The 23,448-nt window shown below is 59.3% G+C and carries 14 protein-coding genes and 1 pseudogene; 14 read left to right on the top strand and 1 reads right to left on the bottom strand.

The features are described from left to right. Positions 1–12 precede the first annotated feature (12 nt). Genes HMPREF2724_RS05625 through ndk form a run of 5 tightly spaced genes read left to right on the top strand, consistent with a single transcriptional unit; the run spans position 13 to position 5,594 of the window. Complete coding sequence (locus tag HMPREF2724_RS05625; protein WP_070587542.1) at positions 13–2,793, top strand: valine--tRNA ligase; 2,781 nt, start codon at positions 13–15, stop codon at positions 2,791–2,793. Beyond that, a complete protein-coding gene (locus tag HMPREF2724_RS05630) occupies positions 2,793–4,328 on the top strand; it encodes a bifunctional tetrahydrofolate synthase/dihydrofolate synthase (protein WP_061924129.1) in 1,536 nt (511 codons plus the stop codon). Before HMPREF2724_RS05625 ends, HMPREF2724_RS05630 begins: the two co-directional genes overlap by 1 nt. Continuing rightward, on the top strand, positions 4,325–4,798 hold the full coding sequence (locus HMPREF2724_RS05635; RefSeq protein WP_062037819.1) for a DUF4233 domain-containing protein: 474 nt from the start codon (positions 4,325–4,327) through the stop codon (positions 4,796–4,798). Before HMPREF2724_RS05630 ends, HMPREF2724_RS05635 begins: the two co-directional genes overlap by 4 nt. 19 nt (positions 4,799–4,817) lie before the next feature. Then, positions 4,818–5,144 (top strand): hypothetical protein, encoded by a 327-nt coding sequence (locus tag HMPREF2724_RS05640; RefSeq protein ID WP_070455900.1) that lies wholly within the window; start codon positions 4,818–4,820, stop codon positions 5,142–5,144. Positions 5,145–5,183: 39 nt separating this feature from the next. Beyond that, the gene (gene ndk, locus HMPREF2724_RS05645) at positions 5,184–5,594 is read left to right on the top strand and encodes a nucleoside-diphosphate kinase (RefSeq protein WP_061924281.1); all 411 of its coding nucleotides are present in this window, start codon (positions 5,184–5,186) and stop codon (positions 5,592–5,594) included. Between the two features lie 210 nt (positions 5,595–5,804). Here the strand turns inward: ndk and HMPREF2724_RS05650 are convergent, their stop codons facing one another. After that, complete coding sequence (locus tag HMPREF2724_RS05650; RefSeq protein WP_062037827.1) at positions 5,805–6,602, bottom strand: hypothetical protein; 798 nt, start codon at positions 6,600–6,602, stop codon at positions 5,805–5,807. 226 nt (positions 6,603–6,828) lie between these two features. Between HMPREF2724_RS05650 and HMPREF2724_RS05655 the strand changes: the two are divergent. The 9 genes and pseudogenes from HMPREF2724_RS05655 (at position 6,829) to obgE (ending at position 23,399) form a co-directional block, all read left to right on the top strand. Continuing rightward, positions 6,829–9,983 (top strand): annotated as a pseudogene (locus HMPREF2724_RS05655) (translation initiation factor IF-2 N-terminal domain-containing protein). A gap of 225 nt (positions 9,984–10,208) precedes the next feature. After that, positions 10,209–10,514, top strand: a complete 306-nt coding sequence (rplU, locus tag HMPREF2724_RS05660) for a 50S ribosomal protein L21 (protein WP_061924117.1) — start codon at positions 10,209–10,211, stop codon at positions 10,512–10,514. Positions 10,515–10,556: 42 nt separating this feature from the next. After that, positions 10,557–10,835: a 50S ribosomal protein L27 gene (gene rpmA, locus HMPREF2724_RS05665; protein ID WP_005531747.1), complete on the top strand. Its 279-nt coding sequence runs from the start codon at positions 10,557–10,559 to the stop codon at positions 10,833–10,835. A 376-nt stretch (positions 10,836–11,211) separates the two neighbouring features. Beyond that, positions 11,212–12,729: a SpaH/EbpB family LPXTG-anchored major pilin gene (locus tag HMPREF2724_RS05670; RefSeq protein WP_070587545.1), complete on the top strand. Its 1,518-nt coding sequence runs from the start codon at positions 11,212–11,214 to the stop codon at positions 12,727–12,729. Between the two features lie 9 nt (positions 12,730–12,738). Then, a complete protein-coding gene (locus HMPREF2724_RS05675; protein WP_083306097.1) occupies positions 12,739–13,587 on the top strand; it encodes a class C sortase in 849 nt (282 codons plus the stop codon). A gap of 1 nt (position 13,588) precedes the next feature. Next, the gene (locus tag HMPREF2724_RS05680; RefSeq protein ID WP_141748340.1) at positions 13,589–14,929 is read left to right on the top strand and encodes an isopeptide-forming domain-containing fimbrial protein; all 1,341 of its coding nucleotides are present in this window, start codon (positions 13,589–13,591) and stop codon (positions 14,927–14,929) included. A 59-nt stretch (positions 14,930–14,988) separates the two neighbouring features. Then, positions 14,989–20,937, top strand: a complete 5,949-nt coding sequence (locus HMPREF2724_RS05685; protein WP_070433008.1) for a DUF5979 domain-containing protein — start codon at positions 14,989–14,991, stop codon at positions 20,935–20,937. Further along, positions 20,924–21,835, top strand: a complete 912-nt coding sequence (locus HMPREF2724_RS05690; protein WP_070587552.1) for a class C sortase — start codon at positions 20,924–20,926, stop codon at positions 21,833–21,835. Before HMPREF2724_RS05685 ends, HMPREF2724_RS05690 begins: the two co-directional genes overlap by 14 nt. 40 nt (positions 21,836–21,875) lie before the next feature. Continuing rightward, the gene (obgE, locus tag HMPREF2724_RS05695) at positions 21,876–23,399 is read left to right on the top strand and encodes a GTPase ObgE (RefSeq protein ID WP_070587555.1); all 1,524 of its coding nucleotides are present in this window, start codon (positions 21,876–21,878) and stop codon (positions 23,397–23,399) included. Positions 23,400–23,448: the final 49 nt, after the last annotated feature.

Genomic DNA, 23,448 nt, shown 5'->3' on the forward strand with positions numbered 1-23,448 from the left:
AGACTTGTCCGGGTGACTGAGCAGAACAACGCTGTAGATAAAGAGCAACTAGTAGGCGCTAACCGTGCTGACGCGCTTCCGAAGTCCTGGGAGCCGCAGACGGTAGAAAAGGACCTCTACGAGTCCTGGGTGGAAGCCGGCTACTTCACCCCGGATGCCGCCAGCGAGGCAGAGCCTTATTCCATCGTGCTGCCGCCACCCAACGTGACCGGCCAGCTGCACATGGGCCACGCCCTAGACCACACCCTCATCGACTCCATCATTCGCCGCAAGCGCATGCAGGGTTATGCCACCCTGTGGCTGCCGGGCGCCGACCACGCGGGCATCGCCACCCAGACCAAGGTCGAGGCCAAGCTGAAGGAGACCGAGGGCAAAAAGCGCTGGGATTATGAGCGCGAGGAGTTCATCTCCAAGGTCTGGGAGTGGAAGGAAGAATATGGCGGCACCATCCAGAACCAGATGCGTGCCATTGGTGACTCCGTGGACTGGTCCCGCGAGCGCTTCACCCTGGACGAGGGCCTGTCCCGCGCGGTCCAGACCATCTTTAAGCAGCTTTTCGACGCCGGCATGATCTACCAGGCCCACCGCCTGGTCAACTGGTCCCCGGTGCTGGAGACCGCGGTCTCTGACATCGAGGTTGTTTACAAGGACGTCGAGGGCGAGCTCGTGTCCATCCGCTACGGCTCGCTAAACGACGACGAGCCACACCTCATCGTGGCCACCACCCGCGTGGAGACCATGCTTGGCGACGTCGCGATTGCCGTCCACCCCGACGACGAGCGCTACAAGGACCTGGTGGGGCAGGAGTTTGCCCACCCCTTCCGCTCCGACCTGAAGCTCAAGGTCATCGCTGATGATTACGTGGACATGGAATTCGGCACCGGCGCCGTGAAGATCACCCCGGCCCACGACCCGAACGACTACCAGATGGGCCTGCGCCACAACCTGGACATGCCGACCATCATGGACTCCACCGGTCACATCGCGAACACCGGCACCAAGTTCGATGGCCTGACTCGCGAGGAAGCACGCGTGGAGATCCGAGAGGCGCTGCGCGAACAGGGTCGCATCGTCAAGGAAATCCGCCCTTATGTCCACTCCGTGGGCCACTCGGAGCGCTCCGGCGAGCCGGTCGAGCCGCGCCTTTCCCTGCAGTGGTTCGTGGCGGTAGAAAAGCTGGCCAAGTACTCCGGCGACGCCGTGCGCGAGGGCGATACCAAGATTCACCCGCCCTCCCTCGAGCCGCGTTACTTCGAGTGGGTCGATGACATGCACGACTGGTGCATCTCCCGTCAGCTGTGGTGGGGCCACCGCATCCCGATCTGGTACGGCCCGGAGACCACCGACGCCGAGGGCAACACCACCCGCGATATCGTCTGCGTCGGCCCTGACGAGGAGCCGCCGGCAGGCTACGAGCAGGATCCAGACGTTCTGGATACCTGGTTCTCCTCCGCGCTGTGGCCATTTTCCACGCTGGGCTGGCCGGAAAAGACTCCGGACCTAGAGAAGTTCTACCCAACCAACGTGCTGGTCACTGCCTACGACATCCTGTTCTTCTGGGTTGCCCGCATGATGATGTTCGGCACCTTCGCTGGCGTCCAGACCCCAGAGCTGCTTAACGCCGGTTCTTCCGCGGAGCGCGATGGCCGCCCGCAGATTCCTTTCCACGATATTTACCTGCACGGCTTGGTTCGCGATGAGCAGGGCCGCAAGATGTCGAAGTCCCTGGGTAACGGCATCGACCCGATGGACTGGGTCCGCGACTACGGCGCGGATGCCCTGCGCTTTACCCTGGCGCGTGGCGCAAACCCGGGCGTCGACCTGCCGCTGGGCTCCGACGCTGCTGCGGCTTCCCGTAACTTCGCCACCAAGCTTTTCAACGCCACCAAGTTCGCGCTCATGAACGGCGCTGGCGTGGCGGAGCTGCCGGCACGCGAGGAGCTAACCGACGCCGACCGTTGGATCCTGGACCGCGCCGAAGAGGTCCGCGTCAAGTTCGACGCTTACCTGGATGACTACCAGTTCTCCAAGGCCAACGAGCTGCTCTACCACTACATCTGGGATGAGCTGTGTGACTGGTACCTGGAGATTGCCAAGTCCCAGATTCCGCGCGACGTCGATTCGGCAGATACGTCAGACGCGGAGCGGCTGACCGGACGCAACACTCAGATCGTCCTGGGCCGCGTCCTCGACGTCGTCCTGCGCCTTTTGCACCCAACCATGCCTTTTGTCACCGAGGTCCTGTGGAAGGCACTAACGGGCGGCGAGTCAATCGTGATTGCCCCGTGGCCAACCGCGGCCGATACCAACGGCGGCATGGCCACCGACGAGGTTGCCGCTCGCCGTATCGCGGACGCCGACAAGCTCATCACCGAGCTGCGCCGCTTCCGCTCTGACCAGGGCGTTAAGCCTTCGCAGAAGGTTCCAGGCCGCCTGGACTTCGCCTCGGTGGACCTTGCAGGTCAGGAGAACCTGGTGCGCAACCTGGCTAATACCACCGTGCCGGAAGAGGGCTTTACCGCCTCTGCTTCCATCGAGGTTCGCCTTTCCCAGGGCACCGTCGAGGTCGCCCTCGATACCTCCGGCGCAGTCGACGTCGAGGCAGAGCGCAAGCGCCTGGAAAAGGATCTGGCCAAGGCCAACAAGGAGCTCGAGCAGACCGGCAAGAAGCTGGCTAATGAGTCCTTCCTAGCCAAGGCTCCGGAGGAGGTCGTGGAGAAGATCCGCACCCGCCAGCAGGTGGCACAGGAAGAAGTCGACCGCATCACTGCACGCTTGGAGGCACTTAAGTAGTGAGCAAGCGAGAAGATCGCGAGGAATACGAACTCGTCGACGCTCTGCAGGAGGGCACTGAGGGCGGACCCGTGGAGATCACGGAGTCCGGCCTGCAGCTCAACCTCGGCATGGGCGCGGAAGACGAGTACGAGGAAGCCGCTCCCATCGAGGTCAGCCCGGAGGAACTGGAAGCGCTAGCGCTTGTCGACGCCGAGCTCAACGCCCGCGCGCCCGAAACCCAGATCGCTCCGAGCCTGGAACGCATCCAGGCGTTGATGGATTTGCTGGGTAACCCGGAGAAGTCCTTCCAGGTCATCCACGTCGCGGGCACGAATGGCAAGTCTTCGACTTCCCGCATGATCGACTCCTTGCTGCGCGCCTTCCACCGCCGCGTCGGATTGGTGACGAGCCCGCACCTGCAGCTGGTCACCGAGCGCATCGGCATCGATGGCCGCCCGATTCACCCGCGTGATTTCGTGCGCATTTGGGGCGAAATCAAGCCTTATGTCGAGATGGTCGACGCGCGCTCGGACATTCCGATGTCCAAGTTCGAGGTGCTGGTGGCCATCTCTTATGCGGCCTTCGCCGACGCGCCAGTCGACGTCGCCGTGGTCGAGGTCGGCCTCGGCGGCACCTGGGATGCCACCAACGTGGTCAACGCCGAGGTCTCCGTCATCATGCCGGTGGGCCTCGACCACACCGACTACCTGGGCGATACCCTCGCCGAGATCGCGGGGGAGAAGGCCGGCATCATCAAGGCGCGCGAGCACGACGATGATGACGTCCTTGCCCCGCGCGAGAACATCGCCATTATCGCGGAGCAGGAGCCGGAGGCGATGTCCGTCATCCTGCAGCGCACCGTCGAGGTCGGCGCGGGCGTGGCGCGCTCCGGCAGCGAGTTCGCGGTGCTGGAGTCTCGCATCGCGGTCGGCGGCCAGCAGCTGAACATTCAGGGCTTGGGCGGCCTCTACGAGGACGTGTTCCTGCCGCTGCACGGCGAGCACCAGGCTAAAAACGCCGGCGTGGCGCTGGCTGCGGTCGAGGCCTTCTTCGGGGCGTCGGCAGGCAAGCCGCTCGATGCGGCCACCGTGCGCAACGGCTTTGCACAGGCCATCTCTCCCGGCCGTCTGGAACGCGTGCGCACCAGCCCCACGACCTTCGTCGATGCCTGCCATAACCCGCACGGCGCGAAGGCCCTAGGCGCGGCCCTTGACCGCGACTTCGACTTCGCGCGCCTCGTTGGCGTCATCAGCATCTTCGAAGACAAAGATGCCCTTGGCATATTGGAGGCCCTCGAGCCTTATCTCACTGAGGTCGTCATCACGCAAAACTCTTCTCCGCGCGCCCGCGACGCCTACGAGCTGGCAGAGCTCGCCCGCGACATCTTCGGCGAAGAGCGCGTCTACGTGGAGCCTGATCTGCCCGGTGCCTACGCGCAAGCAGTGGAGCTTGCGGAGGATGCGGAAGTTCAGTCCGGCTCGGGTATCGTCATCACGGGTTCCGTCGTCACTGCCGGCGACGCCCGCGCGATGTTTGGAAAGGATCCCGCATGAGTCAGTCCCGCCGCACCAACCGCAACGAGGTGCCGGAATCTGAAATCAGTCCGCTCGGTCTCGGCAAGGCACCGGTCAAAGACCCGCTCAAGCAGTTTGGCGGGATGGTGGTGGCCAGCTCTCTGACCATGGAGCTGCTCACCCTCGTGCTGGCGCTGCCACTTTTGTACAAGCTTTACGACGGCACGCTGTGGACCCCGTTTAACTACTCCGTAGTGATTGGCCTGGCTGTGTTGCTGCTCGTTAGCTTCGCGTTCATGAACAAGCCGTGGATTGTCAACGCCATGATTGCGCTGCACGTGCTCGCTATCATCTTGGGCTTTATGATCCACTGGTCCATCGCGGCCATCTTCATCATCTTTGGCCTGCTGTGGCTTATGGCTTCTTACATGCGCGGCATCATCGTCGAGCGCATGAAGCGCGGATACCTCACCACCCAGCACCTAAACGCCTCGCAGCCGCGCCAATAGCCACGTAGACTTTGCAGGCATGCGCTATCTCTACTTTTTCCTCGCGGCACTGGGCTGCATTGCGGCCTTGCTGCTGCGTGCAATGACCGGGCAGCCTTGGATGCCGCTGGTTGCGCTGCTTGCTGCCGCCGCGTTCCTGGCGCTCGGCCTGTGGCAATCGGCGCGCCCCGCAACTCCCGTTAGTGAGACAGATCTTTCAGAAGAGCAGCGAGCCGAACTTAACCGACTGTTGGAAAACGGCCAGTTCGGCACCGCCGTGAAACAGGTGCAGCTGTGGTTTAAGGGGACCGATTACAACCACGCGGAGAAAATCGTGCGCGGGCTGAACCAAATAACTCGCCCCTAGCGCGAGACGCGGCGGAATAGCTTTAGTACTATGGCAGCCATGACTGAACGTACACTCATTCTCATCAAGCCAGACGGCGTTAAGAACGGCCACGTCGGTGAAATCATCACCCGCATTGAGCGCAAGGGCCTGAAGCTGGTTGCTATGGATCTGCGCGTTGCAGACGAGGCTACCGCTAAGAAGCACTACGCAGAGCACGAGGACAAGCCATTCTTCGGTGACCTCGTTGAGTTCATCACCTCCGCACCGCTGGTTGCTGGCGTTGTTGAGGGCGAGCGCGCTATCGAGGCATGGCGCCAGCTGGCCGGCGGCACCGACCCAGTTTCCAAGGCCACCCCGGGCACCATCCGCGGCGACTTCGCTCTGACCGTCGGCGAGAACGTTGTTCACGGCTCTGACTCCCCAGAGTCCGCTGAGCGCGAGATCTCCATCTGGTTCCCGAACCTGTAAAAGCATCTAGCTTTTTAGCCCGCATTCGCTTGGCGAGTGCGGGCTTTCTTCATGCTTGGTGCCCCTTCTCCTTCGCTGGCGCCGTATCTGCACCGCTTTGGCGCCGTATCTGCACCGCGCCTGCGCAATTTGCCAAATATGCCGCCAAAACCACCCCGTTTCAGCGCACTATTTGGCAAAATGTGCGGCCCAAGCCCCAGCAGCCCTCAGCTAACGCCTCCGCGCCTCATGCATGCTCCGCACACCCAACTCGGTCAGCGTGACATCCCAGGTGCGAGTGTTATCGGAATGGCGCACACCGCGCAGCTTCACCACGCCGGTCTTTTCCAGCTCCAGCACGCGTTTTTCGAGGCCTTCCTCCTGCCCGGTGATGTAACCCAACTGCTTGACGCTCACGATATTGCCTTCCACAGCACCGGCTGCCACCAGCGCGGAGACAATATCGGCGTAGTCGGTTACAGCCTGCAAGGTCGTCTCGGTGATTCCCTCGATCGAAGAATGCTCCAGCGTCTTACGAATGCGCCGCCGCCCAGTGCGGTATGGGCCAGTAAACGAGGCCCAACCGCCAAGCGTGAACGCTGGCACCATGTAGATAGCCTTGCAGACAGTTAGCACGATGGGTGAGATAGTGGCATCTGGGACGAGGCCGAAGTCATCGGCCAGCCACAGAATTGGCGCACCCACCACCGGCAGGAAGGGGCCGATATAGGCCAAGGAGGAGTAGTCGCCCGACTTATACTCCTCGCGCACGGCCTGAATCATCTTGGGCTTTTTGCGCAGAATGTTGATGCCCGCCAGCACACTAAGCACGATGCAAATGCCCACCACCACGTACTGGCCTGAATAGTGCCCCAGATCTGGATTGGATAAAGCAAACGCGAGGGAAAGCGGAATCGAGCCGATAAAAATATCGCGCATCGAAATCTCGTTACGGGCCCGAGCCTGTGCCACCGTGCGCGGTGCGTGCTCAGGAATTGCGAGTTCTTTTTTCTCCTCAGGCGCTTCCATGTCCGACATCTTGCCATAGGTGGCTTATATCTCGTGGGGCTTGGTTTGGCTAAAGCACAGCTTGCCGACGTCCTGTGACACAATGGGAAGCAGAAAATTTCATACCGCACCATACATTCCGGCCCCCTCGTGTGGCTGCAGAAAGCCTGTGTCAGTCAAAAGGTGCTGATTATGTTGCCTGCGCCCGGGGATTGTGCCGCTGATTTTGTCAGGAGAAGGTCACCAGATGGCGACTAAGAAGACTACGAAGACTGCAAAGAATACGAAAACTGAAAACTCATATGCTGCTGCAGCAGCTTTCGCCGCAAAGATTGACCGCGAAGCTTTTGCAGAAAAGACCCGCCTGTATACGGTGGCAAAGCAGCTGGGGCTTAGCTCCAAAGAGCTCGTTGCTGAATACGCCGAGCTGGGCCTGAAAAAGGCCGCGCAATCCTCCCTCACGCGGGAAGAGGTAGGCCAAGTCCTCGATGCCATCATCGCCAAGGCGGGCGATGGCGAGGCCCAAGAAAACAAGCAAGAAAACAAGAAGGCTAAAAAGAAGAAGGCCGTCGCCCAGCCCGCTGAGATCAAAGACGAGCAGGACGATGCCAAGCTGCGCGACCGCGTGCGCAAGAACGTCGCCAACGAGATTTCCCAGATCGAGGAAAGATCGAGGCCGAGCTCGCCGAAACCGCTGAGACCGTCGAAGACACTGCGCAGCCAGAAGAAGCTGAGCATGCGGACACGGGCACCGTCGACGTCGAGAAGCTGCATGAGGCGCTAGTAGAAGCCGGCGATGAATTCGACGAAGACGAGTATGCACCCGTCGTTACGCCGATGCCGCAGGACGAGCCAGAGGTCTACGACTTCGCTCCCATCTTCATAGCGCCGAAGCTGGAAAAGCCGCAGCCGCGTGAGACGGAGGAGACCTCCGAGGAAGCTCGCAGCGGTGGTCGCCGACGCGGTAGCCGTGGTACGTCCCGTGGCCGTGGGGCACAGGGGCATGAGCACGAGACCGAGACGATCGAAGAGCCTAAAGCAATCAAGGGTTCCACTCGCATCGAAGCGCAGCGCCGTCGTCGTGCCGAGCTGCGTGAGAAGGGCCGAGAGCGTCAGCACATCGTCTCCCAGGCGGAGTTCCTGGCGCGTCGGGAATCCGTCGAGCGCACCATGGTCGTGCGCGACAAGGAGCGCGCCGATGGCGCTGGCATCATCACGCAGGTTGGCGTCCTCGAAGACGATCTCCTTGTAGAGCACTTCGTCACCACTGAGGCCCAGGCCTCGCTCATCGGCAATATCTACTTGGGCCGCGTGCAAAACGTCCTGCCTTCGATGGAGGCTGCCTTCATCGACATCGGACAGGGCCGCAATGGCGTGCTTTATGCCGGTGAAGTGGATTGGCGTTCTGCTGGTCTGGGCGGCCGCGGACGCAAGATTGAAAATGCGCTCAAGTCTGGTGACCAGGTTCTGGTCCAGGTGGCTAAGGACCCAATCGGTCACAAGGGCGCGCGTCTGACCACCCAGATTTCCCTGGCCGGCCGTTACCTGGTTTATGTCCCAGGTGGCCGCAGCGCGGGTATTTCCCGCAAGCTGCCTGTTCCGGAGCGCAAGCGCTTGAAATCCATTTTGGAGCGCGTTGTGCCTGGCGACGGCGGCGCAATCATCCGCACCGCAGCCGAGAACGTCTCCGAAGAGGCCATTTCCACCGACGTCAATCGCCTCCATGACCTGTGGGAGGACATCACTCGCCGCGCTGAGCACGAGAAGTCCACCAAGGGTGCCAAGCCGGTGACCATGTATGAAGAGCCGGATCTTCTGGTTAAGGTCGTCCGAGACCTTTTCAACGAGGACTTCACCAAGCTCATCGTTGACGGCAAGCGTTCCTTCAACACCGTCAGCGCCTATGTCGAGTCCATGGCGCCCGATCTCGCTGACCGCGTGGAGAAGTACGACGCACGCAGCAACGGCGGGGAAGACGCCTTTGTCACCTACCGCATCGATGAGCAGCTGCATAAGGCGCTCAGCCGTAAGGTATGGCTGCCTTCTGGCGGCACCTTGGTCATTGACCGCACCGAGGCCATGACCGTGATTGACGTCAACACCGGCAAGTTCACCGGTTCCGGCGGCAACCTGGAGGAGACGGTCACCCGTAACAATCTTGAGGCTGCCGAGGAAATCGTGCGCCAAATGCGTCTGCGTGATTTGGGCGGCATGATTGTCGTGGACTTCATCGACATGGTTCTGCCGGAGAACCAGGAGCTGGTTCTGCGCCGCCTCAAGGAGGCCTTGGGTCGTGACCGCACGCGCCACCAGGTCTCTGAGGTCACTTCGCTGGGGCTGGTGCAGATGACCCGTAAGCGCCTGGGCACCGGCTTGGTGGAGACTTTCTCCACCGAGTGCGAGACCTGCCATGGCCGCGGCATCATCATCCACGAGTACCCAGTGGAAGAAGAGCAGGATACTCACGGCAGTCACGAGCACAAGGGACGCCGCCAGCGTCGCGAACGCCGTCACCCCGAACATGATCCGCAGCAGCATCCGGCTGCCGTTGCCATGCACCGCCACGAGGATGAGCAGGACCAAGAGCAACAGGGGGAAAAGAAGACCTCCATCGAGGAACTCGTAGCTGGCATCGTCGTGGGCGAGGAGGAGCAGGACGAGCAGAAGGGCAATAAGAAGCGCCGCAACCGTCGCAATCGCCGCGTCCAGCGGGAGGGAAGGAAGCCTCAGGAAGCTGGTACTTCTGCAGAAGACATCGCAAGTATCGGTTACGCTGCTGCAGAAAACGCCGCAGAGCTTGACGACGTCGCAGAGTTCAGCTCGTACGTTGCCGACGAAGAAGAGCAGCCACGCCATGATAAACGCAAGAGCGGACGCGGCCGTCGTCGTAGCGTGCGTTCGAATGCTCCGAAGCAGCAGACCTACGAGGAAGCCGTTGCAGAGTTCGAAGCTTCGCCGCGTCGCAAGCGCCGCACTCGTGGCAACTCGCGTTCCGACCACCGCCCGCAGCCACAGGACTTCCTAGCGCCGGCTGAAAAGGAAGCGCCCGCCGAGAAAACGGTGGAGAGCAAGCCGAAGGCTGAGCTAAAGCGAGTGCGTGGTCGTCGCCGCGTTGTTCGCCAGAGTGCTGCCAAACCAAAGAATAACCCCGTGGTAGAGCCCGAGGCAGAAGAAGCAGCAGAGCCTGCAGCTACCAAAACCAAGGTCATTCGCCGTGGCCGCAAGCGGGCGGTTCGCAAGGCGGTGGCTCGTAAGTCCGTGCAGCCAGCAGCAGAAAACACTCAGGAAAATCCGGCTAAGCAGAGCGAAAATCGCCAGGCTGAGCGGGAAAAGGGGAGTGCTTCTGGCAAGGGCAGCAGTGGGCGCGGACGGCGTCGCGTAGCACGGCGCAGCGCAAAGTAAGCCTTCGCCACGCAGGAGAGAAAATACGCAGTTTGTATTTTCTGCCCGTGACGGGGTAGTCTTTGACAGTCGCTGTTTAGACCATGAATGCGCTGCATCGGCCGAGTCGTTGTTTTGCGCGGGCGCCACACATAGCGCCAGGGATAAACGCAATAAGTAATTGTCCATTCAGAAGTGGCTCACCCTGCCGCTTCTGAGCCAAGTTTAGATAAGGGGTAACCCTCTATGTACGCGATCGTCAAGACCGGCGGAAAGCAGTACAAGGTTGCTGAAGGTGACCTCGTCAAGGTCGAGAAGATCGAGGGTGAGCCGGGTACGTCCGTAGCTCTCACCCCGGTTCTGCTCGTCGATGGCGCAACCGTTAAGGCTAAGGCTGCTGACCTGGAGAAGGTCTCCGTCTCTGCTGAGATCGTCGAGCAGGGCAAGGGCCCGAAGATCGACATCTTGAAGTACAAGAACAAGACTGGCTACAAGAAGCGTCAGGGCCACCGTCAGCCGCTGACCGTTCTGAAGGTAACCGGTATCAAGTAAGCCTTAACCGGCTCGAGAAATCCCTGAAGGAGGGAAAACCACATGGCACACAAGAAGGGTGCTTCCAGCTCCAGCAACGGTCGCGACTCTGAGTCCAAGCGTCTCGGCGTCAAGCGCTTCGGTGGTCAGCAGGTTAAGGCCGGCGAGATCATCGTGCGTCAGCGCGGCACCAAGTTCCACCCAGGTGAGAACGTTGGTCGCGGCGGCGACGATACCCTGTTCGCACTCGAGGCAGGCGCTGTTGAGTTCGCTATCAAGCGCAACCGCCGCATCGTGAACATCGTTCCGGCTGAGCAGGCTGCAGTTGAGGCTTCTGCCTAGTTAATAACGTAAAAAGGTCTGATTCCGATTTTTGGAGTCAGACCTTTTTCGTTTTTGTATTTACGCCCTCTTTTTTAGGACAATTGTCCAGCCTTACAGAAAAATATTAATCAAATAAGAAAAGATCCGATGTATTAATTCTCCTCTTATGTTCACCGTGTGGGTGGGAAAAGGGCTAAAACGGGGGTAACAGGGCCGAGATTCACGGTGTTATGTGTGGCGACAATGTGGTTTTGTGACCGAATGGTGTGGGTGAAGATGATTTCATAAGTTGAGGGGCTGCTGGCAATTTGTTAAGATCGGACTGCTAAATATTCAGCGGGCGCCAATATTAACGCCCTCGATGCCCCAGTTTGATGGGGGAATAGGATTCCCTATGTCTAAGTTCTCTATGCGCTTGGCAGCGGTTATTGCTGCAAGCACCGTTTCCGTCGCGGGCGCTGGATTTGCCGCTCCCGCACTTGCACAGACCACCTCCGAGGCCGGCGCTGAGGCGACCCCGGGGGCTGCGGCCGATGCCGACCTCGTTGATGCAAACCACGAAATCGAGCTCGTCATCAACAAGCGTCTGGGTGACCCTGGCTCACTCGATAACACCACCGCCCTCGGCGGCATCACTTTCAAAGTGGAGAAGGTCAACAACGTAGACCTGACCACCCAGGAAGGTTGGGTAGCCGCTGCTAATCTCACCGCTGCAACTGCCACCGATGTCACTGAAGTGGGCACCATTGAGACCAACGATCAGGGCACCGCTTCAATGACCACTGCTAATACTCCGGCATTCAAGGTCGGTCTCTACAAGATCACAGAGGTGCAGAGCGGTAACTACACCGCTGCCGCTCCGTTCCTGGTAGCGCTGCCGCACTCGGAGGATGGTAAGTGGTCTTATACCCAGACGGTGAGCCCGAAGAACCAGCAGGTTAACCCTTCCAAGCAGGTCGATGACACCAACGCCACCATCGGTTCTGATCTGCACTACACCATCAATGCCCCGGTTCCGGCTGGTGAGTTGAACCGCTTCAACATCGTTGACCCGCTGAATCAAAACCTCTCGCTCAAGGCTGACGGCATCACCGTCGAGGCACAGGGCGCTGCAGCTCCAACTTTGACGAAGGGCACTGATTACACGGTCAATACCGATAACAACACCCTGCGTATTGAATTTACCCAGGACGGCCGCACCAAGCTGCAGGAAGCTCGTAAGTCCGACCCAACCCTGAAGGTTGTGGCCGGCTTTAATGCCACCATCAAATCCATTCCGGCTGATACTGGCCAGATCACCAACAAGGCAACCATCGAGCTGCCGAACAACGCCACCGTTGATACCAACGGCGATGACCCGAGCACTCCGGATGTCACCGAAGATAACCCCACCTCGACCACCTTCGGTAACCTGACCATCACCAAGACCTCCACCAACGGCACTGACCCGCTAGCAGGTGCGGAGTTCGAGCTGTACCAGTGCAAGGTCTCCGACCAGGACTCCACCAAGTACGAGCTGCTGGGTGAAGCATTGACCGTTGCTACCGCCCAGGACGGTAGCCCGTCCACCAAGCTCACCACCTCCGGCGGTGACAACAAGTCCTCCAAGGCACAGGGCTACGGCGTGCCGATCAAGTCCTTCGCTGCAAACACCGGCACCACCAACAATGACTATTGCGTGCTGGAAACCAAGGCGCCGGAAGGCTACGTCCGCAACCCAGAGCCGCAGCACGTGACCATCGACGTTAACGCACGCACCCTGGCAGTCAGCGTTGAGAACCAGAAGAACAACATCATCAACCAGCTGCCGGCAACCGGTGCATGGGGAATCCTGTTGGTATTCCTCGTCGGCTTGCTCCTGCTGGCTCGCGGTCTTTACACCTCTTACAAGGACAACCGCGCGCAGGCCTAAGGAGGCCATGTGAAGGGAAAGCGCAGGCGTAATCCACGCGGGGTTATCTACCTCGTCTTGGCGATGCTCGTGTTTCTCAGCCCCGTGGTGCTGACCCACTACAAAAATGTGGAGCAGCACCGCATCGCGGAGAACTATTCGCGCGGCGTCGACAAGCTGCCCGAGCGAGAGCGCGAGGCAGCTTTCGCCGAGGCGCAGGCTTATAACGCCCAGCTGCCAGAGGTGGGCGCTCCCGACCCATGGGTCAATGGAGTTGATACCTCCTCACCGGATTACCAGCGCTACCTCGACACGCTGCACCAGATTGGTGCAATGGCGCGTGTTCGCGTTCCATCAGTGGGCATCGACTTGCCCGTCTATCACGGAACGTCGACTGATGTTCTCGCGCATGGCGTGGGCCACCTCTACGGCACGGCGCTTCCCGTTGGTGGGGAAGGAAACCACGCGGTTCTTACCGGTCACACCGGCCTTGCCACCCTGACCATGTTCGACAACCTCACCCACATCAAAGTGGGGGATGTCTTCACGGTCGAGGTCATGGGTAAGACCATGGTCTACAAGGTGGACCAGATTGAGACGGTTCTTCCCGATCAAGTGGAGGCCTTACGTGCCGAAGAAGGCCGCGACTTACTGACCTTGGTGACGTGTACTCCGTACGGCATCAACAGCCATCGCTTGCTGGTCCGCGGCGAGCGTACCGAGCTACCCGCTGAGCTTGACCAGAGCTATCACTCGCTATGGCAGCCGTGGATGATTGCAGCGATCATCATCGTGTTGTTCGTTCTGCTTTACCTGCTGTGGTGGTTCCTGGCAGGGCGTAAGCGAAAGAAAAAAGAAGAAGAATTAGAGGAATCCTAACGTGACTACCAGAGGGCGATGTGAGGCATGGATGCGCTTGGCCGTTGGCCTGTTCTTTGCGTGTGCCTTGATCGTCGCTGTCTCGCCGGCGCCAGCGCATTCGGCAAGCACTGGTAGTTTGTCAGTTCACAAGAGTGCTGACCCCAAAGGAATCAACTCCAACGTTGGTGCTGTATTCGTCGTCCGTCAGCTTCTTGGGCTGCCCTTGGCAAGCCCAGAAGAACTCGGGCAGATGGTTCAGGATAATCCTGCCTTGTTGACTTCGAAGCCTGGCATGGAGCTCGGGCCTGAGATTGTTGCAACTACTGATGAGACCGGTACTGCAAAGTTTACAGGCCTGTCAGAAGGCGTGTACCAAGTAACCGAGCGGCCCCAACGTACCGACAATTCCTACGAGGATGTGGCAAGCCCTTTCCTCGTCCCCGTAAAGAATGACGTGCAGGCTGAAATCAGTGCCAAAGCGCAGCCGGTGATTGTCGATAAATCAGTGGACGCCCGATCAGTCAAGGTCGGAGCTGTGTTGGACTATCGCATCAGGACGTCGCTGCCGCCTTGCGACGCCCAAGGAAAGCTCCACCAGTTCGTGGTTCTCGATGAGCTGGATCCGCGTCTTGCGTTTCGGCGTCTAAAGTCCATTACCGTGAGCAACCTCAATGGCTCGCGAACTTTGGAGGACGGGCGTGATTTTCGCACAACCCTTGACGGTAACTCAGTTGAGATCGTGATGGAACAGTCTGGTCTAGACATTCTGGCGAAGGCACGGCTCGGCAATCCGGAGACCCGTGTGGAAATTCACTTGGAAGCAGAAGTGCGCTCTTCTGCAGCTGTTGGCGATGTCATCACCAACATTGCGCGCTTTAGCCCCGACGGCTACTGCCTACCACACCTAAGTCCTAGTGTTTCGACCTTGGCGTATTCCGATGCTAACGGCCGTCGAGTAACTGAGCGCGTTGTTCTTGCTGCGGCTGAACAGTGCCGTGGCGATCAGCCTGCCACTATCCAGTCCACTCCAGCGGAAGTCGTCGTTGTAGGCAAAGATCATCCGGTTGATGACAACGATGACGATAGCGATGGAAAAATCCGGCCGGGTTCCGAGTCTCATGGGCATCCCGATTCTCCGAGCAGTGGGGTAGTCGACGATGCTGGCAATGACAGCAAGGGTAACGGCGTCGGCGAGCAAGCAAAGCGTATTGCCGGCAAGATTGCCGACAACCTCGCAAGCACCGGCGCCAGCGTGATCGGCATCGTGCTCGCTGCGATTACCGCATTGGTGCTGGGCTTTATTCTCGTTCGCAGGCGCGACGAGGATGACGATGACGATGAAGGAGATGGTCGCGTATGAGGGTACGCCCGGCCAACCTATTTCATTCCTCACACACAATCTTTTCCGCAGGAGCATTTATGACGGTTAACACCAAGACTCGGCGCCTTTTCGCCGCATTATTGGTGGCGTTCGTGACGCTAATGCTAGTCGTCGCGCCCTCTTCGCCGCTGAATAACTTGGTGACGCCCGAAGCCGAGGCACAGACCAGCAAGGGCTGGGCCACGAACGAGGCGACGTACAAGCAGTGCGGTTTCCGCAGTGGCACCGGTGAGGCCGCCAACTATGCGGACCAGCTGTGCTGGATCGACATGTCGGATCTCAATAACTCGGTCACCACCTACCCGAAGCCCGTGAAGAAGGATCTCGGCCGCTACGAGCTGACTTTCGACGTCATGTACGAGACAAAAGACGAACGCGGCTACGACCTAAACACTGATCCTTCCAAGCTGCAGACGTATTCCGGTCCGGTGGGTGACGGCGTCTTTGGCCGCAATGTAAACGACACCGACTACTTTGTCCCGCGTTCTGGTCAGGAGGCCATCCAGCCGAGCGTGGTGTGGGGTATAGGCACCGGAATTACGGCCGCATCGCAGCAGGCCACCCTGCGCTTTCGCAACATCAAGGTCAAGGATAAGTTCACCGGCCAATACGTGAGCAATTACCGCACCTCAATCGTCGATGCACAGGACACTCGTGGTTGGTCATTATTTACGGAAAACTTGACCATCGATGCCCCCGAGACGGGGCAGACCATTTTTCCGTACAAGCGTTTCACTCCGAGCGGTTATCGCTCCGCGTGCGATCCCAATAACAATTCCAGCAACGTCTTCGGCCCCGGCATCGAGGATTACTACAATCGCGGCGATAACACGCCGAAAGACTTCGTGTGCAAGGAATTCTCCATCAACACCGGCAAGGCCGGCTCTTACATCGTGGGCGGCGATGGCCTGACGAGCCTCGACGTCGGCTTCTTTACTCGCAACAACTTCCAAGGCGTTGCACTAGCCCTCAACATGGGCCGCATGACCGGCGACGTCGTCCAGCCGGATACCACGATGGAAAAGACCATCACGGGTCAAGAGACCAAGTTCGATTTCTCCATGGCCACCCGCTATGGCAGCACCGACACCAAGGTTCCGTGGCAAGGCGCGAACACCTACACCCAGGCGCTGCGCCGCATGTCCCCCGATGTGAACGGCAACGTCGCTGCCGATTCCATGGTGTTCAAGTCTGCTGCCACCGGCACGGAAAAGAGCAAGGCGCTGGCCCGCTATACGCCGACGTGGCGTTGCACCCTCGGTACCACGGATTACACCATCAAAGAAGGCTCCGTGCCCTCGGGATTCCAGCTCAACAACAATGCCGCGGCAGGTACCTCCGAGGTGGTCTACCAAAACAAGTACTCGGTTCCCATGTCCTGTACCGTCACGTGGAAGCCAAAGTACCAATTCTCCTCGCTGACCCTACGAAAGACGGTCACCGGTACCGCGGCCGGCTTCGACGAGGTGCAGTCGCGCAAGTTCAACTTGGGCTACCGCTGCGCCGCCCCGGCCGGCTACTCCGATGCTTACCCCACGATGAAGCTGGAGGATTCTCGTGATCTCGCCGCTGGTGATGATTACACCGTTGAAGGTCTGCCAGCCGGCGCGACTTGTACCTTGACGGAGAAGTTTGCTGATGGTGCTCCGCCTGCCCGTCCAGGTAAGGAACTGACCCTGACCTGGAAGGGCAACGGCACCTCCCAGAACACCGACGCCGTGCCCGTTGGTACTGTCACCCTGAAATCCGGTGTCAACGCCGCCGATCACTCGAATGACATCGAGGCAAACAACAACTATGACTACCGTCCCGGCACCGTCAACATCTCAAAGACCATCACCGGCGAACCCGTCAACGAGCTCGGCAGCCCGCGCGATTATTCTTTCTCGCTACGTTGTTTGACCACCAATTACAGTCAGCAATCCACGATCCAGGCCACGGGCACTGGGGATGAAATCGCCGGCGATACGAGCTTTAACAATGTCCCAGTCGAGCGCGATTGCGTGCTCAAGCCACTGTCTGGCCTTTCCGATTCCGAGGCCGAGCGCATTAGCTTCGACGGCCGCGATGTCTGGGTTGATGGCCAGCAAATTCAAGCCAACTCCGATGGCACCTACACCATCCGCCTGAAGGATTATCCGCAAGGTGGAACCCCGACTGTGTCCGATATTCGTATCGAGGCGCACTACTCTTACAAGACCCGCGACGTCCGTGTGATCAAGCAGTTGCGTGGACCAGGCAGCAGCTTGTTGGACGCGGGTACCACCTTCCCGGTGCACTATCGCTGCACCGACCCAAACGATGCCGCCTACAACCTCGAAGGCGACATGAACATCACCACTGACACCGCCAATCCGGTCAAGATCGAGGGCGTGCGCGTCGGTGCAGACTGCTACGTCTACGAATCCGGTAGCCCCTCGCAGCAGAACGTCACGCTTGACCGCACCACGGTCTCCGCGTCCAATTCTTCTGACGTGGTGACCACCCTCAACAATGAGGAAGCAAAGACCACCCCGGTTTTGACCGTGAACAAATCCAGGGATACCAACCAGAACCGCGTTTCTGTGTCGAACCACTACTTCAATAAAACGGGCACGGTCGATTTGACCAAGCTCGTTAACAATTCCGTCAACGGCGCTAACCTGCCTGCTGACTACGAGCTTTCCTTCCGCTGTGGTACCCGCACGGTAGAGACGACGAGCGATAGCTATGTTCCTGTCGACCTCACTGGTACTGTCCGTTTAGCCGATGGGCAGACCGAACGTCTCGTCGCCGAGGTCTCCGATCCCACGATTGCGGGGCTGGTTAATGACCGCGACGGTGCGATGGGCGTGCCCTATGGCAATGAATGTACGTTCTCTGAAACCACTCCTTCGACTGGCAACGGCGTTCTGTGGTCAACCGACGCCAAGGAGCAGACTTTTACAGTCGATTCTGACTCTGAATCCGTTAGCCTGACCAATACCTTCGAACCCGCCGGTAAGGGCATCACCATTACCCAGTCTGAGGCAGGCGTCGACGAGTTCTTCCGCGACGTCGACTACGAATTGACCTGTACCGCCGACGACGGCAGCCCCTTGGACCTAGGCCAGTACGCCACTATCACCCTGGGGCCCGATAACCCGAAGGAGACCGTGCCAGCCACCGTCGTGACGTCGGGAAGCACGTGCCAATTGGTCGAATCCGACAGCAACCGTGAAGACGGCAAACGCAATGGCTACGCCATCGACCGTGATTCCAACATTTCAGTCGATGGCGAGTCTCAGACCTTCAACGACGAAGCTCGCATCGTTTCTGGTGAGTTCATCGTCGGCGATTCCACCATTGCACAGGTAACCCACACCTACGACTACCAAGATGTCACCGTGGCTGTGACCAAGCAGGTCGACTTTGCCAATGAGGCTTACTTCTCCCAGGCCCGCAAGGACGTCAAGTACAACCGTCAATTCGATTTCACGATGAAGTGCACGCCACCCGGTGGCGGCAGCGTCATCACTGTCTCCGGTAAGGTCAGCTCCCCGCAATCTGATGATGCGGCTAGCCAGTCCTTGAGCTTTGATAACATTCCGGACGGTTCCGAGTGCGTTGCGGCAGAAGGTGAGACCACTGCTGCCGAGGGCATCACTTTCACCCAGGAAGTAAAAGTCGGGGACGCTTCAGGCGATCGCTCCCTGAACTTCGACGTCAGAGGCAACCAAGACGTGAAGTTGGTCAATACCTATACCCGTCAGCTGGCAGAGGTGAACCTGGACAAGGTTGCTAACACGCCAGTCGACGTCCAGGCAGCCTATGGCGCAAACTGGAAAGACCAGTTCTATACCCACAACTTTGCATTGGTCTGCCGTGACCCAGAAGGGCCTATCGATGGTTCGGGCAAGCTGGGAACTTTCCCGGTCAACAGCACCATTCAGGGACCTGGCTCTACCAGTTTTGCTGATATCCCGGTCGGCGCGGAATGCGAACTGACCGGTGACAAGTTCGGTCAGCTCAACTTGACTCAGACCGCGCCGGATGGCACGGAACTGGAAACGCACATGCGTCCAAGCAAGGTGGAGTGGCGTCTGCAGCGCGACGAGGGCATGACCTACACGGATACCGATCTCGCAGATGGTGAGACCACCTCGCAGAAGTTCATGATTGAGGACGACATCTCCGATGGAGGCCTGGGCAACAAGGTCGAACTGGTCAACTTCTATGAATTCGTGAAGTCGCCCATCAAGATGAGTAAGAAGATCGTCGCCAATGCGGACGACCTTCAGGTGCTGCGCGAGGCCAACCCAGAGTTCCGCTTCGACTACCAGTGCCAGGGCGTGGGTTATTCCATCTCTAACGTGGGGCTGCCTACCAGTTTGAATGCGGGCGATACCAATGCCTTCCCGGATGGCACGTTGACCTTCACCTCGGACGAGGTTGAGGTTCCTTCCGGTGCGTGGTGTACCTTCACGGAGCTCGCTCCTTCTGCCACACCAGAAGCTTTGGAGTGGAAGCAGGACCCACGTGAGGTCGACAAGCGCGTCGGTGAAGAGGGCCAACCGGCGGTTTCCTATGACTTCACCAACACCTACACGCGCCGCACCGTCCCCGTGTCCTTCGCGGCGCTGCAGGATGGCTACCTCGGTGGTCTGAGCAACAATAGCTATGACTATAAGGTCAGCTGTACTGCTCCGGGCTTTGATAGCCAAACGTTGAGCTTCGACGTCAATAGAGCTAACTCGAGTGCGACGGTGGCTGACGCCAGTGCACCTTCGGGTGGCAAGGTTGTGAACCTGCCGGTGGGCTATGACTGCACCTTGGATGCAAGTGGTTCCTCGGCCCTGCGCGAGCGCGTGCAGCTAGAAGTGACCGCGGGCACGCGTTCTCCGTACATGACTTTCGCGACGTGGACGAAGGAGGGCGCCGCAGCCGATAACCCGGATGTAAAGCCTGCAGATATTCCACTCGACAAAGTCACCAGTGACATGAAGAAGTACACCTACGATTTTAGGCTGGATAGCGCGCTGCGCTCTGAGACGGGTGCTCCGGTGTTGACCATCGCCGGTGAGGCGATGCATCCGCGCGATAGCGTTGAGGTCACCTTCACTAAGCAATCTGTCGGCGCGGCAGGAGAGGGGCGGACCTTCGAGTTCTCCTCGAGCTGTGGTGAGACATTCACTTTGAAGTCTGGCCAGTCGCATACGTTGAGTGACATCGAAGTTGATCAGAACTGCACCATCGGCGAGGTCATGAATGAAGGTTCTGCGTCTCCGGTTGTCTCTGTGGGTGAGACCGGACCGCGCCTGGGTAATGTGAAGGCGAATAACTCCATCGATCCGACTACCCACACGGTGACTTCTGGCGAGTGGTCCTTCGATATCCTGCCGGTAGCGAAGGCCAGCGATATGTCCACTTCGGGCAGCAAGTGGGAACTGACCGGTATCAATACCTTCCCTGGGGTCAACATCACCAAGAAGATTGATGGCGCACCTATCAGTGCGGTGACTGGCAAGGTGGCCGATACCGCGGTGCTTCCCGACGACGCGACCACCATGCGTTTCAACTACACGGTAGAAAACAACGGCGCCTTGCCGCTGACTGACCTTAAGCTCACCGAGCCGGAGTTGGCTGGCCGCACTGTGGTAGCCGCTGATGGATCCGAGTACGTGGTTCCGGAAGGCGGCGCGATTCCTACTGAGGTTTGTGCCCCAGGCGATCTCGCCGTAGGGGCATCCACCACCTGCAGCTTCGACGTGAAGATCACGGAGTCGACGAAGGATAACTTCTACTACCGCGGCAAGGTTACTGTGACAGCGCTGGGCAATAACATCCTCGTCTCCGACGACGATAGCTACGGTGCTCTGCGTCTGAAGGAAGGCCTCGGCTTCCTGCTGCCGGATACCGGCCGTCAGACCCTGGTGTGGGCGCTGCTGATCGGCCTCATTCTGCTGGCAATTGGTATGGCTTTGTACCTGCGTAATCGCAACGACGAAGAAACCGATGGCGAAGACTAAGTCGAAGAAGAACCAGTCACGCAAGAAGAAAAGCTCGCTGTGGCTGGTTATCCTGGGCATCCTCGTGCTGCTGTACCCAATCGTGGCGACGCAGTACAACGATTGGCAGCTGCAGCGCCAGGCGGAGGATTATCGGCGTGCTATCGAACGCGTCGCCCCGCCGGCCCAGCGAGAGGCCTACGTGCAGCAGGCACATGAGTACAACGATTGGTTGGCGGAGCAAGGTCATCATGCTTTCCCACCGAATCCTTCTTCACCGGGCTTTGAGCGTTACATGAAAACGCTCAATGCCCCAGAGGCCGGGGGCGCGATTGCGCGACTTCGCATTCCCGCAATTAACGTCGATCTTCCCGTGCGGCATACGACTGCCCCTGCTGTGCTTTACGACGGCGCGGGACACATGTTTGGTTCCTCTCTGCCGGTGGGCGGTAAGGGAACCAATGCCGTTATTTCCGCACACACCGGCATGGTGGATGCTTCCATGTTCGATAACTTGCCGCGGCTCAAGGATGGCGAAATCGTCACCATCGAGGTGATGGGCGAGTTGCTGCATTACAAGGTCGTGGGCCGCGAGGTGGTCAAACCCGATAAGTACGATGCGGTGACTTATGAGCCTGATAAAGATCAGATCACGCTGATTACCTGCACCCCGTACGGCATCAACACGGATCGTCTGCTCGTGCACGCCGAACGCGTCTACATTGCGGGCGGAGATGAGGATTCGGGCTGGCATCCAAAGCTGTCGTGGTGGATGATTGCCGCGCTTAGCATCATCGCCATCTCTTTGCTTATCATCATCTATCTGGAATGGCGTCGCCGCCGACGTAAGCAAGCCCGCGAGGAACGTCAGGCTAGGAAGCAGGCGGCCGCCGATGGTAGTATGAGCAGCTCAGATTAAGAAAACAGCTACTTAGCGTTAGTGCGAGGAAACCAACTTCATGGCACGTTTTATTGACCGCGTCGTTCTTCACCTGCAGGCCGGCGACGGAGGCCACGGCTGCTCTTCGGTGCACCGTGAAAAGTTTAAGCCGCTGGGCGGTCCAGACGGCGGCAATGGCGGCCACGGAGGAGACATCCTGCTAGAGGTTTCCACCCAGGTGCATACCTTGATGGACTTCCACTACCGTCCGCACCTGAAGTCCGGCCGAGGTAACAACGGCGCTGGTGACTGGCGCAATGGCGCCCGCGGCGAGGATCTCATCCTCGAGGTCCCAGCCGGCACTGTGGTCTACTCCGAGGACGGCGAGATGCTGGCGGACCTCACGGTTCCTGGCACCCGCTTCGTCGCCGCGGAAGGCGGTTTCGGTGGCCTTGGCAACGCAGCCCTAGCCTCTGCTGCCCGCAAGGCACCAGGCTTTGCGCTTCAAGGCGAGCCGGGCGAGGCCCGCGATCTGGTGTTGGAGCTTAAATCCATGGCAGATGTCGGCCTCGTCGGTTTCCCATCGGCCGGCAAGTCTTCCCTAATTTCCGTGCTTTCTGCGGCCAAGCCAAAGATTGGTGATTATCCGTTTACCACCCTGCAGCCGAACCTCGGCGTGGTGGACATGGGCTTTGAGTCTTTCACCATGGCCGATGTTCCAGGTCTTATCCCCGGCGCTGCTGACGGCAAGGGCCTCGGATTGGACTTCCTGCGCCACATCGAACGTACTGCGGTGCTCGCACACGTCGTTGACGTTGCCTCCTTGGAGCCGGGCCGCGACCCGCTTTCCGATATTGAGGCGCTCGAGGAGGAACTCGCAAAGTACCAAGAACTGCTGGACCAGGACACCGGCTTGGGTGATCTGCGGCAGCGCCCACGCATCATTATCTTGAACAAGGCGGATATTCGGGAGGCGAAAGAACTGGCCGAGTTCGTCAAACCAGAGCTGGAGGAGAAGTACGGTTGGCCCGTCTTCATCATTTCTGCGGTGGCACGCAAGGGCCTCGATCCGCTCAAGTACAAGCTGCTTGAGATGGTCAAGGAACACCGCCGCACACAGCCGAAGGTCAAGGCGGATAAGAATCACACCATCATCCGCCCACGTGGCGAGCGTAAGTCCGGCTCCCACGCTGACTTCACCGTGCGCCCTGATCCCGAGCTTGCCGGCGCCTTCGTGGTGGAGGGTGACAAGATCGAGCGCTGGATTGTGCAAACCGACTTCGAAAATGATGAAGCCATCGGCTACCTCGCTGACCGCTTGGCCAAGGCCGGTGTGGAAGATGAGTTGTTCAAGCAGGGTGCTGTTGAGGGCTGCCCGGTGACCATCGGTGGCATCACCTTCGAGTGGGAGCCGATGACTGGCGGCCGTGCCACGGATGCCGGCCGCGGGTTCGACGGTCGCCTCGGCGGCACCGAGCGTGTTTCCGCCGCTGAGCGTAAGCGTGCTTCGCAGGCTCGCCGCGGCCTCATCGACGAGTATGACTTTGGCGATGACGAGAAGGTCACCCGCGAGCAGGCGAACCGGGACCGCTGGCAGGGCTAGTACAATGGGCGGCCATGTCTTCGCAACAAGATTTTCCGCTAACCCAAAA

Source organism: Corynebacterium sp. HMSC071F07, assembly GCF_001810285.1.
Classification (GTDB): domain Bacteria; phylum Actinomycetota; class Actinomycetes; order Mycobacteriales; family Mycobacteriaceae; genus Corynebacterium; species Corynebacterium simulans.

Coding starts and splice junctions, on each gene's coding strand:
- HMPREF2724_RS05635 (WP_062037819.1), top strand. CDS start 4,325: ATGAGTCAGTCCCGCCGCACCAACCGCAACGAGGTGCCGGAATCTGAA.
- HMPREF2724_RS05640 (WP_070455900.1), top strand. CDS start 4,818: ATGCGCTATCTCTACTTTTTCCTCGCGGCACTGGGCTGCATTGCGGCC.
- ndk (WP_061924281.1), top strand. CDS start 5,184: ATGACTGAACGTACACTCATTCTCATCAAGCCAGACGGCGTTAAGAAC.
- HMPREF2724_RS05650 (WP_062037827.1), bottom strand. CDS start 6,602: ATGGAAGCGCCTGAGGAGAAAAAAGAACTCGCAATTCCTGAGCACGCA.
- rplU (WP_061924117.1), top strand. CDS start 10,209: ATGTACGCGATCGTCAAGACCGGCGGAAAGCAGTACAAGGTTGCTGAA.
- rpmA (WP_005531747.1), top strand. CDS start 10,557: ATGGCACACAAGAAGGGTGCTTCCAGCTCCAGCAACGGTCGCGACTCT.
- HMPREF2724_RS05670 (WP_070587545.1), top strand. CDS start 11,212: ATGTCTAAGTTCTCTATGCGCTTGGCAGCGGTTATTGCTGCAAGCACC.
- HMPREF2724_RS05685 (WP_070433008.1), top strand. CDS start 14,989: ATGACGGTTAACACCAAGACTCGGCGCCTTTTCGCCGCATTATTGGTG.
- HMPREF2724_RS05690 (WP_070587552.1), top strand. CDS start 20,924: ATGGCGAAGACTAAGTCGAAGAAGAACCAGTCACGCAAGAAGAAAAGC.
- obgE (WP_070587555.1), top strand. CDS start 21,876: ATGGCACGTTTTATTGACCGCGTCGTTCTTCACCTGCAGGCCGGCGAC.